At 62.8% G+C, this 14,479-nt stretch carries 13 protein-coding genes; 4 read left to right on the top strand and 9 right to left on the bottom strand.

Annotation, left to right across the window (positions count from 1 at the left end):
- Positions 1 to 837: hypothetical protein (locus OEX18_14585; protein ID MDH4338496.1), on the top strand; the 837-nt coding region annotated here is incomplete at its 5' end.
- 120 nt (positions 838 to 957) lie between these two features.
- Here OEX18_14585 and OEX18_14580 read toward each other — a convergent pair.
- The 6 genes from OEX18_14580 to OEX18_14555 all read right to left on the bottom strand — a co-directional run bounded on the left by OEX18_14580 (position 958) and on the right by OEX18_14555 (position 8,444).
- Positions 958 to 3,381, bottom strand: coding sequence for a T9SS type A sorting domain-containing protein (locus OEX18_14580; protein ID MDH4338495.1), 2,424 nt, complete (start codon positions 3,379 to 3,381; stop codon positions 958 to 960).
- A gap of 128 nt (positions 3,382 to 3,509) precedes the next feature.
- A complete protein-coding gene (locus OEX18_14575) occupies positions 3,510 to 4,289 on the bottom strand; it encodes a DNA alkylation repair protein (GenBank protein ID MDH4338494.1) in 780 nt (259 codons plus the stop codon).
- 30 nt (positions 4,290 to 4,319) lie between these two features.
- Positions 4,320 to 5,027, bottom strand: coding sequence for an ATP-binding cassette domain-containing protein (locus tag OEX18_14570; GenBank protein ID MDH4338493.1), 708 nt, complete (start codon positions 5,025 to 5,027; stop codon positions 4,320 to 4,322).
- A complete protein-coding gene (locus tag OEX18_14565; GenBank protein MDH4338492.1) occupies positions 5,024 to 5,764 on the bottom strand; it encodes a hypothetical protein in 741 nt (246 codons plus the stop codon). Before OEX18_14565 ends, OEX18_14570 begins: the two co-directional genes overlap by 4 nt.
- A 254-nt stretch (positions 5,765 to 6,018) precedes the next feature.
- Positions 6,019 to 6,633, bottom strand: a complete 615-nt coding sequence (locus OEX18_14560) for a hypothetical protein (protein ID MDH4338491.1) — start codon at positions 6,631 to 6,633, stop codon at positions 6,019 to 6,021.
- Positions 6,634 to 7,424: 791 nt separating this feature from the next.
- On the bottom strand, positions 7,425 to 8,444 hold the full coding sequence (locus tag OEX18_14555) for a DNRLRE domain-containing protein (protein ID MDH4338490.1): 1,020 nt from the start codon (positions 8,442 to 8,444) through the stop codon (positions 7,425 to 7,427).
- 281 nt (positions 8,445 to 8,725) lie between these two features.
- On the opposite strand from OEX18_14555, the gene OEX18_14550 reads away from it, so the two are divergent.
- On the top strand, positions 8,726 to 10,462 hold the full coding sequence (locus OEX18_14550) for a beta-lactamase family protein (GenBank protein MDH4338489.1): 1,737 nt from the start codon (positions 8,726 to 8,728) through the stop codon (positions 10,460 to 10,462).
- A 68-nt stretch (positions 10,463 to 10,530) separates the two neighbouring features.
- Here the strand turns inward: OEX18_14550 and OEX18_14545 are convergent, their stop codons facing one another.
- The 3 genes from OEX18_14545 to OEX18_14535 form a co-directional block, all read right to left on the bottom strand.
- Positions 10,531 to 10,725, bottom strand: a complete 195-nt coding sequence (locus OEX18_14545; GenBank protein ID MDH4338488.1) for a hypothetical protein — start codon at positions 10,723 to 10,725, stop codon at positions 10,531 to 10,533.
- Positions 10,726 to 10,753: 28 nt separating this feature from the next.
- On the bottom strand, positions 10,754 to 10,987 hold the full coding sequence (locus OEX18_14540) for a hypothetical protein (GenBank protein ID MDH4338487.1): 234 nt from the start codon (positions 10,985 to 10,987) through the stop codon (positions 10,754 to 10,756).
- Positions 10,988 to 11,134: 147 nt separating this feature from the next.
- A complete protein-coding gene (locus OEX18_14535; GenBank protein ID MDH4338486.1) occupies positions 11,135 to 11,305 on the bottom strand; it encodes a hypothetical protein in 171 nt (56 codons plus the stop codon).
- 227 nt (positions 11,306 to 11,532) lie between these two features.
- Here OEX18_14535 and OEX18_14530 point away from each other — a divergent pair, with 227 nt between their 5' ends.
- Entirely contained in the window at positions 11,533 to 14,112 is a 2,580-nt protein-coding gene (locus tag OEX18_14530; GenBank protein MDH4338485.1) for a protein kinase, read from the top strand.
- An 11-nt stretch (positions 14,113 to 14,123) separates the two neighbouring features.
- Positions 14,124 to 14,479 (top strand): hypothetical protein (locus OEX18_14525; protein ID MDH4338484.1); only part of this gene is annotated, 356 nt, incomplete at its 3' end.

Genomic DNA, 14,479 nt, shown 5'->3' with positions numbered 1-14,479 from the left:
GCCCGAGAGGCACGTCTGCTCACGGGAAACGGCTTCCGCAAGATGAACCTGCTTGGTTACAGCAGCGGAGTCATCACGACATTCGCCCTGGTGAACCAGGAGACGCAGCTTCCGCCGGGGCACCGGAACGTTTCCGGTTTCATTCCGGTTGATTGCGTATACAAGACCGACCCCTCCGACGACCTCTCCTTCTGTGCGGACGTCGCGTACTACCGGGATCTGCTGGACGCAGGTGTCTACGCGGACAACGGCGGCGTGCTGTTCCGCACCGTCGGATATCTTGCGCAGACAGACCCCGACGGGCCTTCACCGATACTGGAGGGACTGACCAATCTGCAGACAGCGCTGGGTTTTGGCGCCACAACCTACGAGTTCTTTGCCAACACGCCGTGGTATCACTTTGTCGCCGGCGTGTTCGATGGGGATTCGCCGGTCGGTCTCCAGTACACGACACTCAATGGCTGGTTCGATTTCATCCAGTCCGCAGCCAGCTACGAGCCGAACCTTTTCATATATGACTCCTCAGTACTCGTATGCGATGAGGTTGACGTCCCGTTCGACGACCACCTGGCCCAGATCAATGTGCCGATCCTGTACGTCGGCGCTGCCGGGGGTTACGGAACAACCGGCATCTATACGACTTCACTCACGGGTAGCAGCGACGTGAGCACCGTCATCGTCCAGTTGCACCCGGCCAATGAGCCCACGCGCGACTTCGGCCATATCGACCTGTGGTCGGCGGACAACGCGCAGACCGAGGTGTGGGTGCCGATCCTGAACTGGATCGACGATCACGCACCCGGCTCGCGGAGTTCCAGCGATATGGCCAAGCACTAGTTGGCTCACTGGACATTGCGGCGAGTCTGCTTCTGTTTGAACCCCTGCTGTCAGCAAAGAGATGCCCGGTGTCGACACAGGTCGGCACCGGGCATTTTTGTTCAGGCTTCGCGGCACGCGCTACCGCGCGATCACCATCTTGCGCGTCACCGTGCTGCCGTTGGCGGTGACGCGGTAGAAGTACACGCCGCTTGCAAGCGCGCCTCCCCGCTCGTTGTGGCCCGCGAACGGGATCTTCTGCCAGCCCGCCGAGGCATCGTGCACCACGGTCCCGCCCACGCGGCGTCCCGCCACGTCGTAGATCTCCACTTTCACGTCCGACGGTGCCGGCAGTCCCACCTGGAACTCTGTCTGCCCGGCGAACGGATTGGGATAGTTCTGCAGCACCGTGAGCTGCGTGATGGCGGGTGTGTTGCCCACGTTGGTCGCACCCGAGACGAACGCTTCGTTCGACGCCGCGCTCTGGTTCTCGTGCACGTCCTTCGCCGTCACAATGTAGTAGAGCGTCGTGAGCGGTGCGCCGGTGTCGGTGAGCAACGAGTCGGTGGAACTCGACAGGAAGTTCACCGGCACGGGTGACACACCGGAAGAGGTGGCCCGGTACACCGCGTAGTTCTTGAGATCCGGCACCCGCACGCGGTTCCATTTCAACTGCACGTCGTTGCCCATGCGCTGCGCGGTGAGGTACAGCGGCGGCGGCGGTGCGAGGTTGTCCACGGAGTAGCCGCTCACCACGTTCGACGGCCAGTTGAAGTACTGGCTTCCCAACGCGTGCGCGATCACCTGGAAGTCGTGCGTGGCGGGTCCCGCCGCGCTGGAGTCATAGCCGGTCGGTACCGTGAGCGAGTACCCCTCCAGGTAGACCGCGTCCTGCGTTCCCACCAGTTCCCAGAAGGCGGACGCCCCCGACGCCGTCGTCTCCTCGCGGATCGCGGGCCCCGCGAACGCTTCCCCCACGTCCGCCAGGCCCACCTGCGGCACGCCCGCCTCGATGGCCGAGGCAACCGCCGCGGCACTGGCCGCGCGCCACACGCTGTAATGAGAGATTAACTGCTGGTTGAGAACGTCACGGTCGCTGGGGAACCAGTTCACGCGCACCTTGCCGCCCTGGTCCGCGGGGACATCGGTCGCGGAGGCGGCCAGCGGCTCGGGATGGCCCCAGTAACCAAAGCGGCCCTCGATGCGCTGTGCGTACACATCCCCGTTATTTCCCGTGCGAGCATCCTGAAAGGCCACGATCACCGATCCGGTGCCGTCGGATGCGATCAACGGGTACATCTGGTGGTAGTCTGCCGTGCAGACCGCCTCCCCATCGACGTTCCACCGGGTCGCACCATTCCCACTGAGACGCTGCGTAAAGAGATCGCTATAGCCGCCGTACCGGTCGTCTTCCCACACCGCCACCACACCACCGCTTCCATCCGGGACGATTCTGCTGTTGTGCTGATCACCCATTGCGGTACAGACGGCGATCCCATCGCCAGTCCATTGGATGTTGCCGCTGCTGCTGACCCGCTGGGCGTAGAGGTCCGTGTCCACGCCGTTGCGATCGTCCTTCCAGACCACGATGGCGCCGCCACTCCCGTCCGGCGCGATGACCGGCGTATTCTGATTGGAATTGAACACGCTCTGCAAAACGCCGTAGGGGCCCCACTGTGTCGTTCCCGTCGCGCCCACACGATGCGCCATCGCCATGTATCTGCTGCCGGGAGCGTTCCACTCCGACCACGCCACGAGGACACCGCCGGAGCCATCGGTGGCCACGCGGACGTCGTCGTATATCGCGCCATTGGAGATCTTGATACCATTGGTTGGCCACACCGCCGCCCCGGTTACATCGATCCGCTGGCCGTAGGCCTCCTTGTTTCCCGTCCGCGAGTCGTTCCAGACCACAATCACGCCGCCGCCACCGTCGGAGACAGCCTGCGGAATGACCTGGTAACCCGTCGCGGTGCACACCGACACGCCCGTGGGATCCCAGAGGATATTGCCCGACCCATCGATGCGCTGGGCGTAGATGTCCGCGGGGATTACGTAGTCCTCCCAAACAAGGACGGCACCGCCGGCTCCGTCGGAAACGATCAGTGGCGTGTACTGGTCGCCCGCATTGGTGCAGATCGGTATGCCGTCGAGCGTCCATTGAATCGTGCCCGAGGCACTGACGCGTTGCGCGTAGATGTCGTCGGGGCCGTTGCGCTGATCATCCCAGGCGACGATCACTCCCCCTGCACCGTCGAGGACGAGCCTCGGATCGTACTGGTTTCCCGCCGCCGTACACACGGGCACGCCGTCGATGGCCCACAGCGTCATGCCGAACGCATTCACGTGCTGGACATAGATGTCCCACTCGAAGGTGCGGCGGTCCTGCCACGCGATGAACGCGCCACCGGATCCATCGGGGATGCAATCGGTGAGCTGTTGAACGTAGAACGCCGTGCACACCGCCAGCCCGTTGTACTGCCACGAGGTGAGCGTGAAGGCAGGGGCGAGGGCGGGCACAACGAGACAAACCACTAGAACGGCAAGGGTTAGCGGGGCCTTCATGTTCAACCTCCGGGATGGATGGGCGGCAGCCGCCGCGGTTCAGGCGGAGTGAGCACCCGGGCCGACTGATCTGAGGGTCGACGCGCGAAACTCTGTCCAAAGGTTAGGACGGGGGAGAACCCCGGAAATCACGGGCGGGATGGGGGTTTTCGGGGGGGGATCGTTTTGAGGAACGCCTCCCGCTTGCGCGCCGGGAAGCGCTCGATCGCGTAGCGCAGCGTGGTGCGCGGGATGGCCGGGCCGTGCCCGCGCAGATACCGCTCGAGCCGGCGGGGATCCGTCTTTCCCGCTTCGCGCAGACCCCAGCCCACGGCTTTGTGGATGAGATCGTGGGGGTCGGCGTGCAGGCGGGCGGCGTTTGCGTAGAGCACATCCAGCGCCGTGCCGCTCCGCGCCAGCGGAATCAATCCCACCACCGAAGCACGGCGCACCCAGAGGTTGCGGTGGGTGGACCACCCCGCCAGTTGCACCGCGCGCGCGGGATGCTGAACCAGGAGCGGTCCGATCAACCGATTGCACACCGCATCGGTGGTGGCCCAGTTGGCGCAGCGATTGTGCGCGAGCCAGCGCTTCCAGCGCGAGAGCAGTGCCGGGCGAAACGAACTACGATAGAGCGCCACCACTTCAATACCGATGGCCTTCGCTTCCAGGTGGGGATCGGGGAGCAGGAGCTCGGCAAACGCCATGGCGTCATCGACGGTCCAGAGCTCGCGGTGCTGCGTATAGATGGAGCGCGCCAGCGCGCGCATGAGTGGGGTCTTGACGTTGTAGAAGGCGAGGCCGCTATCGCCGCGGAAGTAGCGCGCGGGGTCGAAGTCGCCGGCGGGACGCGACATCTTCTCGAGGGCTCGAAGCGCCTCGCCAGCGGCGCGGGTCAGCTGCGATTCGATCCCGGGTTGTTGCACCATGGTGTCAGAACCTCCACGTCGAGCGAGAGATCAAGCGGGGAAAGTGGCGCGATAGGCCGCCATCAGAGATCCGTGTGATGCAAGACACTCGTCCCGCGTGACGCTCGCTAGCACCGTTCCGCTGCGGATGAAGGTCGCGCGGTCGGTCACAGACTCCAACATCCCCACCTGGTGGTCCGCCAGCAGAACGCACGCCCCGTGTTCGTGAGCGCGCGCATCGATGAGCTTGAGGAACGCGTCCAGCGTGCCAACGTCGAGGCCGGTAAAAGGCTCGTCGAGCAGCAGGACCTGCGGGTCGAGCAACAGTGCAAGCAGGAGTGATCCCTTGGTACGGTTGCCACGTGAGAGTTCCCGCGGCGGGCGTTTGTAGTCCCCTTTGAGCTGCAATTCCTCCGCGAGCCGTTCCCCGCGCGCGCGGGCTTCTTCAACCGTCAGCCCGAACGCCGGTCCGTAGGTCTTCTCGACGAACGCATCGAGCCGCGTGCTCTCGTAGAACACCCCCTCGGACGACGCCCAGCCGATGGTCAGGTCGCGGTAGCCGGGGCCATCGCTGGTGCGGACACTCCCACCCTGCCAGCGGCGTTGTCGCGAGAGCAACTCCAGCAACGTGGTTTTCCCGGAACCGTTGGGGCCAAGGAGTGCGGTCACCTGACCGGACGCAAAGACGAGCGAGCAATCGTTGAGCGCAGCATGCTTGCGCGCATAGGTGTAGGAGATGTTGTCGGCGTGAATGATCATGGTGTCTGGAAGCGAACAACCTGGCCGGTTTCATCAGCGATGCCGATATAGGATCCAGTCTCGTCTATGGCCAGACAGGCGATTGGTATATCGATTTCGTAGACTTGCACTTCGTCGCCGTCTACATCAAGTATGATTATCTTGTGCTTTTCCCCATCTTCGTCGGGAGGTGCCAGGAGATGCAGGCGCCCGCCTGGGTCCGACATCGCATCGCGGAGAACGACCCCACTCGCAACGTCCATTGAGGGACCGCTCAAGCCTTGGTCCGTCAGTTGGCTCGCGCGTCTCGTCGGAATGGGAAACGTCCGCTCGAGGGCCCCGTCAAGAGACCAGATCTCTATGTTGCCATACCCCCACAGCGGCACCCGGTAGAACGTGTGCTGATCCCTCGCGACGAGCTTGCACATCATTCGGAACAAGAATTCGGCATCTGGCGCCAGCCCCCTGCCACCAGCGTCAAGGACACCCGTGCGCACCCACTCCTCTCGGCCGCCTTTCCTCTCACGGGCGAGGCGGATTATTGTGGGTCCGGGTTGGTTCTCGGCAAGCACCGAAAGAGGCGTAGCAACAGCGGCCACCGCCATGCCATCACGTTCAAGCAACGAAACAATCGGATCCTCGTGGTAGATCGTGTCGTCGAAACCACCATCGCCATAGCGGCGCGTTTTCGGGGGCAATAGACTGTGCACAAAAATGACTGTTCCGTCTTGACTCATCAAGTTGACGCGAGAATCCAACTCGCCGGGCCCCTCCCCGGACCGTGCCATCAGACTGACGCCCGCTGCCAGCGACCATGCGACGAGCTTCTGCGGCGATCCCGACAACACGAGCAAAGTTCCATCGCTTCGACAGCGACAACGCGTCAAACCGCCCTCTTCACCAACTGCAAGAGTCGTCTCGGTGGTTCCACGGAGCGAATGAATGGTGGGCGACTGAACTTCCTGTGCGCGTTGGCACGTCACGGCCATGGCAGCAACGACGCACACTGCAATTATCGGTAGCTTCGGCGGAGAATGAAGCATGATGCTGCAAACCAGAATGTGCTCGCACTCAATGCCTGGAGAAGATGGAGTGGCGTTCCAATGAGACTGGTCGCCTCCACCGGGTCAAGCAGCCAGACCGGCATCAGGAGCGATTGAGCGGCTTCCACTGCGAAACGGCTATCGGCAAGTCGAGAAAGAGCCCACAGCAACACCACTGCCATGGCATAGATAGCCGGGTACACTGTCTTGCTTCCCGCAACAACATTGCAGAACATGACAAAGGAAGCCCCGAACAGCCCGAGAACGCCGCACGCCAGAAGGATGGAAGCGGTCGCGCCGTCACGCACCAGTCCGGTATTCAGCGTAATAAGCGCGACCGTCACGGTCAGAATGATTGCGCGTAGACTACGAGCAAGAACATAGCCCGATAGCAATGACCTGAGGCCGGCCCGAGGCCAGACAAAAAGTCGCAACGCACCGCGGCGGTTCATCTCGCCGTCCACGATCCAGATGGGGAGGAGCAGAGGCAGCCAGGTGGAAAGGAGCAAGTGGCGAGCTTCGATCGGGTCGCGGCCGGAAAGCGAAAAAAATGAGGTGTGCACCGCCCCGACCAGGTACAGCACCAGGAATACCAGCTGCACCCGATCGGGGCGATGCCGAGCGAAGAACGCAACCAGAGGGTATGTTCTCAACCTTCCACCATGGGTATCTTCAGATCCGACTCCTCTCCCGTCGTGTTCGTCGTGAAACGGCTAGTCGCCTGTTACTCCGTGTCTGACTTGAGAGAAGGCGCCCCCAATCTCCTCGAAGACACAGCGCGTCACATCCACATCGCAGTCCAGAAGGCAGGCGTTCGCCTGCTGATTCCACACGATCGGTTCCCCCTCGTTGGGCGCAAACGTGTTTACGCAGTAAATGCGACACGTGAGAAAGGTGGCAAAGCAGGACGACTTGGGGGGATGGGCAATGGCAACCTCGGGATTTGGCGCCACTGACACCAAGAGGAAGACAGCACTCAGCAGACCGGACAGAGCGATTACTTGTTTCATCGGTATCCCTCCTCGATATTGGACCAATCCGCTTCCAAACTCTATTCTCGGGTCCTCCAGATTGTCAACTTGGACCCCGGTTACGTCTAAGCGGCATGCGCAGCCTGCCCCTCCTGCTCATGCTGGTCACATGGCAACCTGAGTACCGACTGTCTCTTGTCGCGCCCCTGCGCCACCAGCACCGCGCCCGGCCTGGGAAGGCGGGGTGCAGGTGAAACGCATGATCCTCCCCGGCGACCGCGCCACGGTACGTACCCGCGAGCCCAGGTAGTTGTAGGCCTGTCCGTACTCCTCCACTAGCGCCTGTCAAGGTCCGGCGGGCAACCCGGGAATCACGGTGGCACTGCCGAGCAGTTCCGGAGATCCTACTTTGCCAGTACAATCTTGCGGACGTCCGTCGCCGCACCCGCACTCAAGCGCACCAGGTAGACTCCGGATGCCACCTGCACACCGTTCTTGTCGCGGCCGTCCCACGTTACCTCGTGCCGGCCTTCGTCCGAACGGTTGTCGAACAGAACACGCACGCGGTGTCCCGTTGCGTCGTAGACACCAATCGTCACATGCCCACCACCGCTCGGAACCTCAAACGGGATCACCGTGGAGGGATTGAACGGATTGGGGTAGTTGGGTTGCAGGGCAAACCGGTTGGGCACCACGTCTCCGCCCACGCCCGTGGGCGCAACCGTGTAGAAGACCGTGAGCTTCGGCCGTCTTGCCGGAGGGCTCTGGCGCGAATCCCACTGACGTGCCGAGCTGACCACCGTCTCATCGCCTTTGACCACCCAGCCGAAGGCGGACGCGGGGCTGTCGAGCCACACTTGAACGTCGGCCACCATCTGGGCGGATGTCCATGTGTAGTTCCCTGAGGTGACAGGCACCGACCGGCTGGCGCTCGCCGCGAACACAAAGTCGCCGCCCGGTGTCGTCCACAGCAACGTTCCCCGGAAGCGGTCCAGCCACGTTGCATCGCCGGGGGTGGCGAGACCGCCAGAGCCCTCGCCCAGACCCTGGTTGGCAATGGAGGTTCCCTCTCCCCAGCTCGCCAGTGCGCGGTGCAGCGAGACGATCGTGGTGGCGGGCCCAAGAAGATTTGCTTTGGAAAGGGTCAGCTGCAACGCCACGCTGTCGATGGTTGCACCGGCCGGGATGACCGCTGCGACGTCGAACGCAACCAGACCGCGGCGCGAGTCGGCCGGGGGGAGTGGGCCGCCGGCGTTGTTACCGGAATAGAAATGTAGCCCGAGCGCGTTGCTCAGCGTATCCGACTCCGAGTACATGGTGTTATCGAGGACCGGGGTGAGGACCACGCTGGCTGCGGCCGGATGGCCGACCTGAACTGCCACGAGCATCACGCAGAATACAGATCCAAGGAGTACTGTCTTCATCCTGATTGCCTCCAGTTTCGTTCTTCGGTGTGCCTGGATTCCGCGAGAAGAAGCCTCAAAATCCGCAAATCGCGAACCCGCGTCGCCTCCGGAATCCACGGCTGCTCACCAGACCCTGGGGGCTATGGGGCGGCTAATCGCACGTGGAGGTGGGATTTTACCAGATTCCGCCAGCGGCAGTCCACCCCACCCTCATCCTGCCGGGCGAAGGCGCGGAAACCCTGGTGACGGACTAAGAAAATTGCGCGGAACCTTCCGGCGTCCGGTTACGTTCAAGCGGCATGCGCAGTCTGCCCCTCCTGCTCATGCTGGTCCTCTCCCTCGCCGGCCCGGCCGCCGGCGCGGGGATCGACGACCGCATCCCCGCACTGGAAACGTACCTGGACCGGCTGGAGAACCTGGGCTTTGCGGGCTCGGTTCTGGTGGCGGAGGGCGATCGCACCCTGCTGGCATCCGGATACGGGCTTGCCGACCGCGCGACCGCCCGCCCGTGGACGCCCCAGACCGTCTCCACCATCGGCTCCATCACCAAGCAGTTCACCGGCGCCGCCATCCTGGCTTTGTCCGACGACGGGCGCCTGAGTGTGAGCGACCCCATCACGAAATATTTTTCCGACGTGCCATCCGACAAGCAGTCCATCACGCTGCACCAACTGCTCACCCATTCGTCGGGCATCATGAACCTGGAAGGCGTGGGCGACTTCGACGCCATCAGCCGCGACGAGTTCGTGCGGCGCGCCATGGTGCAGGAACTCGCCTTCCCGCCCGGCGAAGGCTACGAATACAGCAACGCGGGCTACAGCCTGCTGGGCGCCATCATCGAGCAACTCACGGGCGCGAGCTATGAGACGTTCGTGCGCGAGCGTTTCTTCCTGCCGGCCGGCATGAAGGACACCGGCTACATCCTGCCCGACTTCGACATGCAACGCGTGGCACAGGGGTACGAGGGGGACGAAACGTGGGGCACGGTGCTCGAGCACCCCATGGCCGACGACGGGCCGTACTGGGTGCTGCGCGCCAACGGCGGCATTCACTCCACGGTGGAGGACATGAACCGCTGGGCCCAGTACCTCCTCTCCGGCAAGGCGCTCTCCCCCGCGTCCATGAAGGCGTACTGGAGCCCGCAGGTGGACGAAGGCGGCGGGGACAGTTTCTACGGCTACGGCTGGGTGGTCATCGACAAAGACGGAACGCGGATCATCACGCACAACGGCGGCAACGGCATCTTCTTTGCCGACATGCTGATCGTTCCTGCCTCCGGTGTGGTCGTCGTGCTCCAGTGCAACGTGCTCGCGGACTTCCGTGCGGTGAATCAGATGCTGCAGCAGATTGGGGCGCATCTCATGCTGGGCGAGCCGCTGCCGGGCGTGCCCGACGTGGTGAAGAAAACGCGAGCCGAACTGGAACGCTACGCGGGCGGATACGCGCTGGCGGGCGGAGGATCGCTGAACGTGACGGCGGAAGAGGGATTTCTCGACATCACCGCCGATGACTCGCGCGCGTTCAGCGCGCTGTTCTCCACCCGGCCGGGCGATCCGCAACGCGCCGCGCAACGGAACGAACAGATCGAAACCATCGTGTCGGCCTGGTTGCGCGGCGACGTGGAACCGCTGTGGGACGCCTACGGCGAGCGGGTCACCATGGACCGCCTGCGCGCGGCGCAGGAGGAAGCCATGGCGGAGTGGGCGGAGCAGTACGGCGCGCCCACCAGCCACCGCGTTCTGGGGACCGCGTTCCGCGAGGAGGACGTCACCATGGTGCGTGTCGAGTTCGAGCGCGGATACGTGGACCGCCTCTACGTGTGGGATCCCGAGAGCGACGGCAAACTGCTGGGCGTGTCGCGCAGCGGAATGGAGCCGGTCCTGCACGTGTATCCGCAACCCGACGGCACCTTCGCAAGCTGGGAGAACCGACGCGGCACGTGCCGCCCGCTCACCATCGAACCCGCCGACAACGGCACCATGCGCCTGGTCTTCACGGACGCCGAGAACCTGCAAGCGATCCGCCCGGCGCACTAGTTCGCGTGCAACTTGATATCACAAACTGTGATTTCAAGTTCCTAACTTCTTGTGCCAAAACAACAACGCTATACATCGAGACGTCGGCGAATGGCGGGGCTCACCTCGATCGCAGCAAAGAGTCGTTGCGGGTAGAGGTAGTCCTCTCCGGACTCGTCGATCACGCGAACGAGGCCAAGTTTCTCGGACTTGGCGTCCGCCACAACGCGGTAGATCTTGCGCACATCCAGCGAGGTGTCGTATCCGGTGTTGTCTAGGCACACGACAAACCGGGCACGGCGAGACTGGTTCTTAGTCGAAGAGCCGTTTGATCTTGATCCCGCGGCGCCCGACGCCGTGCGCTTCGTACCAGTGGATTTCTGCCTTGCGGATCGTGCCATCTTCCAGCCTTACGTACGTTGTCCCTTTCAGCTTTCTCCAGCGCCCTTCTCCATGTTTCTTCCGCAGACGCTTGAGATCACGGATTCCCGACCCGGTTGCAATCACCTCGATATTTTGGATCGCGCCAATGACCTCAAAAGACATCCACCCCTCACCCCTCACACCTGAATGTTAAGGCATGGCGCACGTGAATGCCAGCGACCCTTTGCCGGTGTCACGCGATGGGTGTAAACGGGGTGTACAGTTGGCGGTCGGGACTCGGCGCAGGCTCTATTCACGCTCTGGTAGCGGTTACAGCATCCCCGCCATCTCCACGTAGCGGCACAGCGCGTTGGCCAGCTTCATTTGCCGCGGGCTCTTGCACTCCGGCTCGAAGAGCTTCGGGCTCGCCACCAGGATGGTGGCGCAGCGCGCCCGCGACGTCGCCACGTTGAGGCGGCTCAGACTGTAGAGGAACTCCATCCGGCAGTTGGCATACCGGCGCCCTATTCGAGACGTGCTATAATCCCGTCTGAACACAAGTAGCGAGTCCAACGCCCCGGCCGCCTGCGACAGGAGGGAGTCATGTCACGGCCGTACTCGCTTTCTCGTTCCAACCCGCCTTGCCGCCCGCTCCCGATCGCGCGCGGCCCCGTCCTCATCCGGCCTGACCCGGCAACCAATACGCCCGGACCAAAGCAGGACTGTCCATGATTGGCCGCGTATTATCGCAGTACCGCGTTACCGCGTACCTGGGAAAGGGTGCGATGGGCGAGGTCTATAAGGCCGAGCACACACGCCTCAGCCTGACTGTCGCCATCAAGTTCATACCCGAAAGCCTTCTTGGCGACGCCAAGGCAAAACAGCGTTTCGTCCGCCAGGCCGAGGCGCTGGCCGCCCTCAATCACGAAAACATCTGTCGGTTCTACGAAATCGGGGAAACAACCGAGGGACGAACGTACATCGTCATGTCCCATTGCGGGGGTGAGACTCTCCAGGATCACATCGCCAGCGGTGAATGTTCCATCCGAGACGCAATTGGTATCGCCATCGGCATTGCCAGTGGCCTGGCGCACGCTCACGACAAAGGCGTCATCCACAGAGACCTCAAGCCAGCCAACCTCATGTTCGACAAGGGCGTCATCAAGATCGTTGACTTTGGTCTTGCGTTGCTCACCGATCACTCGAGCCTTACCAGCAGTGATGCAACCGTCGGCACGCTGATGTACACGTCCCCCGAGCAGGCTGAAGGCGAGTTACTGGACGGGCGCACGGATATCTTTGCCGTTGGATCCGTCGTCTACGAACTCCTGACCGGAAAGCCGCCGTTTCAGGCGGAACATCCCGCGTCCATCCTCTACAAGATTGTCAATCAGCCCCACCGTCCCGTGCGTGAGCTGCGCCCGGATGTTCCGGAATCGCTTTCCCACGTGGTGGACCGGTGCCTTGCAAAGAAGCCGGAGCAGCGCTACGAGAACGCCGACGCTCTGCTCAAAGACCTCGAAGCGGTGCTCACGGAGCTGGAGCCGGAACGACGTACCACATCATCGTATTGGATCAAGCGCCGGCGCAAGCGGGCGGTGCGAGTGGCACTTGCAGCTGCCACGGCGCTGGTTGCCCTGGGTATCTGGCAGCGGTGCTGGATCATCCGTACCACCGGATTGGGGTTCTGCAGTGGCGAGCCAGGCATCGCGGTGTTGCCAACCGATCCGGTATCGGGTACCGCAGAAGATCGAGCACTCGTTGCAGGGTTTGCGCGCGATCTCAACGACCGCATTCGCGCCCATCGCAATGCTAACCCCTCGGTGTGGACCGTGGATCCCGCACGGATCAGCCGTGCGGGCGTTCGCACGCCAGAGAAAGCGCGTGCACTGGTCGGGGCGCGGCTGGTAATCGCTGCTCAAGTAACAGCGGATACCAACCCACTCACTATTGCCGTTGAGAGCTATGACGTGAGAAGTTCGGCGACATTCAAGGAGAAGGTCGAGGTCCCACTGGGCCCGTCATTTGACAGCAACCGTATTGGCGCTGATGTGCGCAAGCTCGCCGGCCTGAAAACCGTCGCCACCGCGGACAGCGGCTACACCCGCAGCGCGGAGGCGTACCGCGAGTATCTCATCGGGCTGGGGCACCTGGCGGGCGATGGCAGCAGTCTGGATGATGCGATCGTGGCACTCGAACAGGCGGTCGCGGTGGACACCGCATTCGCCCGCGCCCGCGCTGTCCTGGGAGAGGCGTACCGGCGCCGCTTCGAATCCGGCCGGGATACGCTGTGGGCGGATCTGGCGGGCCGGACCTGCCGGGAAGCGCTGGCTTCATTTCGCAACCAGCCGAACGCTTTGGTTACGCTTGCGCAGGTCTATAGCACCCGAGGCAAACCCGACGCTGCAAGCCATGCGCTGGTGAGCGCGCTTGCGTTAGACCCAAGAAACCGCGATGCGATCTGGCAACTGGCCGCTGTCTACACTGCCAATGGCGAGCCACACGAGGCCGAAGCTGCTTATGTCCGCGCGGTGGACACCAACCGCGCCGATCCGATGACCTATGAAATGCTTGGGTATTTCTACCTCACACATGGGCGCTATGCCGATGCCATTGCCCCCTTCGAGCGACAAACCCGCTTAACACCAGAGTACGGACAGGCCTACAACTACCTGGGCTCCTGTTACTTTGCCATGGACTGCTGGGACGGGGCCTTCGCCATGTTCACCCGATCGTTCGACCTGGCCCGTAACTTCGAGGCCTGCGCGAATCTTGGGACGCTCTACTACATGGACAACGATTTCACAACGGCGGCTCAAATGTACCAGTGGGCTCACGAGTACTTCCCGGCGAGCGTTGATGTCGTCAGCGCTCTCGCCGACTGCCACTACTGGATTCCCGACCACCGCGAACAGGCCATCGCGCTCTACCACGACGGGACCGGCATGGCTGAGGCCCGCCGACAATCGAGACCCAACGACGCCCACGTGCTCGCTATGCTCGCGGGCTTCTACTCAATCATTGAGCCGGACAGCGTGCCGTCGCTCACGACGCAAGCGCTGGCCGCAGGACCGGACGATCCCGATGTCAACTACCGCGTGGCAGTGGCTTACGAGCTCACGGCGCAGCGCGAAAAGGCGCTCAAGCACCTGGCCCGCGCGCTCGACCTCGGCCAGTCGGTTCGACAGATCGACACGGAACCATTCCTCGCGGAGCTCCGGAAGGACTCGCGGTACAACATCTTGCGCAAGGGCGTCAAGGAACGTGCGCCGGACTGCCCGCGGGTTACCAAAGCCATTCGCGATTGATGGGAGGTACGATGGCACAACTCAGGCGTCTCATACCGCACCTTGTTGTCATGGTGCTTGTACCTCTCGCACATCTGGAACTCTCTGCGGCGCACGCCGTGGCGCAGAGCACACAGGACCTGCGTGGCGCCGTTTGCGCCGTTGTTGATAGCGCCAGTCTCGTCGCACGGGAAGGCAGGTGGTATCCATCGTATGTTGGCTCAGACTCGACGATCGCGCTCAGAGGATGTCATGGCTCCGGGTTACTTCTGACGCCATATTCGGTTGTCACCGTCAGTGACGTTGCGTCACCATCCTCGCCTCTAGCCCTGGTCTTTGATTTTCGTGATGATATTGCAGCACCTAAATTCTTTCGTCAGGATCAGGT

It is taken from the genome of Candidatus Krumholzibacteriia bacterium, assembly GCA_029865265.1.
Classification (GTDB): Bacteria; Krumholzibacteriota; Krumholzibacteriia; order WVZY01; family JAKEHA01; genus JAKEHA01.
This window is presented reverse-complemented; position numbering and strand designations above follow the sequence as displayed.

What these genes read in the sequence shown, in the direction of transcription:
- OEX18_14580 (MDH4338495.1), bottom strand. Translation starts at nt 3,381, where the DNA reads ATGAAGGCCCCGCTAACCCTTGCCGTTCTAGTGGTTTGTCTCGTTGTG.
- OEX18_14575 (MDH4338494.1), bottom strand. Translation starts at nt 4,289, where the DNA reads ATGGTGCAACAACCCGGGATCGAATCGCAGCTGACCCGCGCCGCTGGC.
- OEX18_14570 (MDH4338493.1), bottom strand. Translation starts at nt 5,027, where the DNA reads ATGATCATTCACGCCGACAACATCTCCTACACCTATGCGCGCAAGCAT.
- OEX18_14555 (MDH4338490.1), bottom strand. Translation starts at nt 8,444, where the DNA reads ATGAAGACAGTACTCCTTGGATCTGTATTCTGCGTGATGCTCGTGGCA.
- OEX18_14550 (MDH4338489.1), top strand. Translation starts at nt 8,726, where the DNA reads ATGCGCAGTCTGCCCCTCCTGCTCATGCTGGTCCTCTCCCTCGCCGGC.
- OEX18_14540 (MDH4338487.1), bottom strand. Translation starts at nt 10,987, where the DNA reads ATGTCTTTTGAGGTCATTGGCGCGATCCAAAATATCGAGGTGATTGCA.
- OEX18_14535 (MDH4338486.1), bottom strand. Translation starts at nt 11,305, where the DNA reads ATGGAGTTCCTCTACAGTCTGAGCCGCCTCAACGTGGCGACGTCGCGG.
- OEX18_14530 (MDH4338485.1), top strand. Translation starts at nt 11,533, where the DNA reads ATGATTGGCCGCGTATTATCGCAGTACCGCGTTACCGCGTACCTGGGA.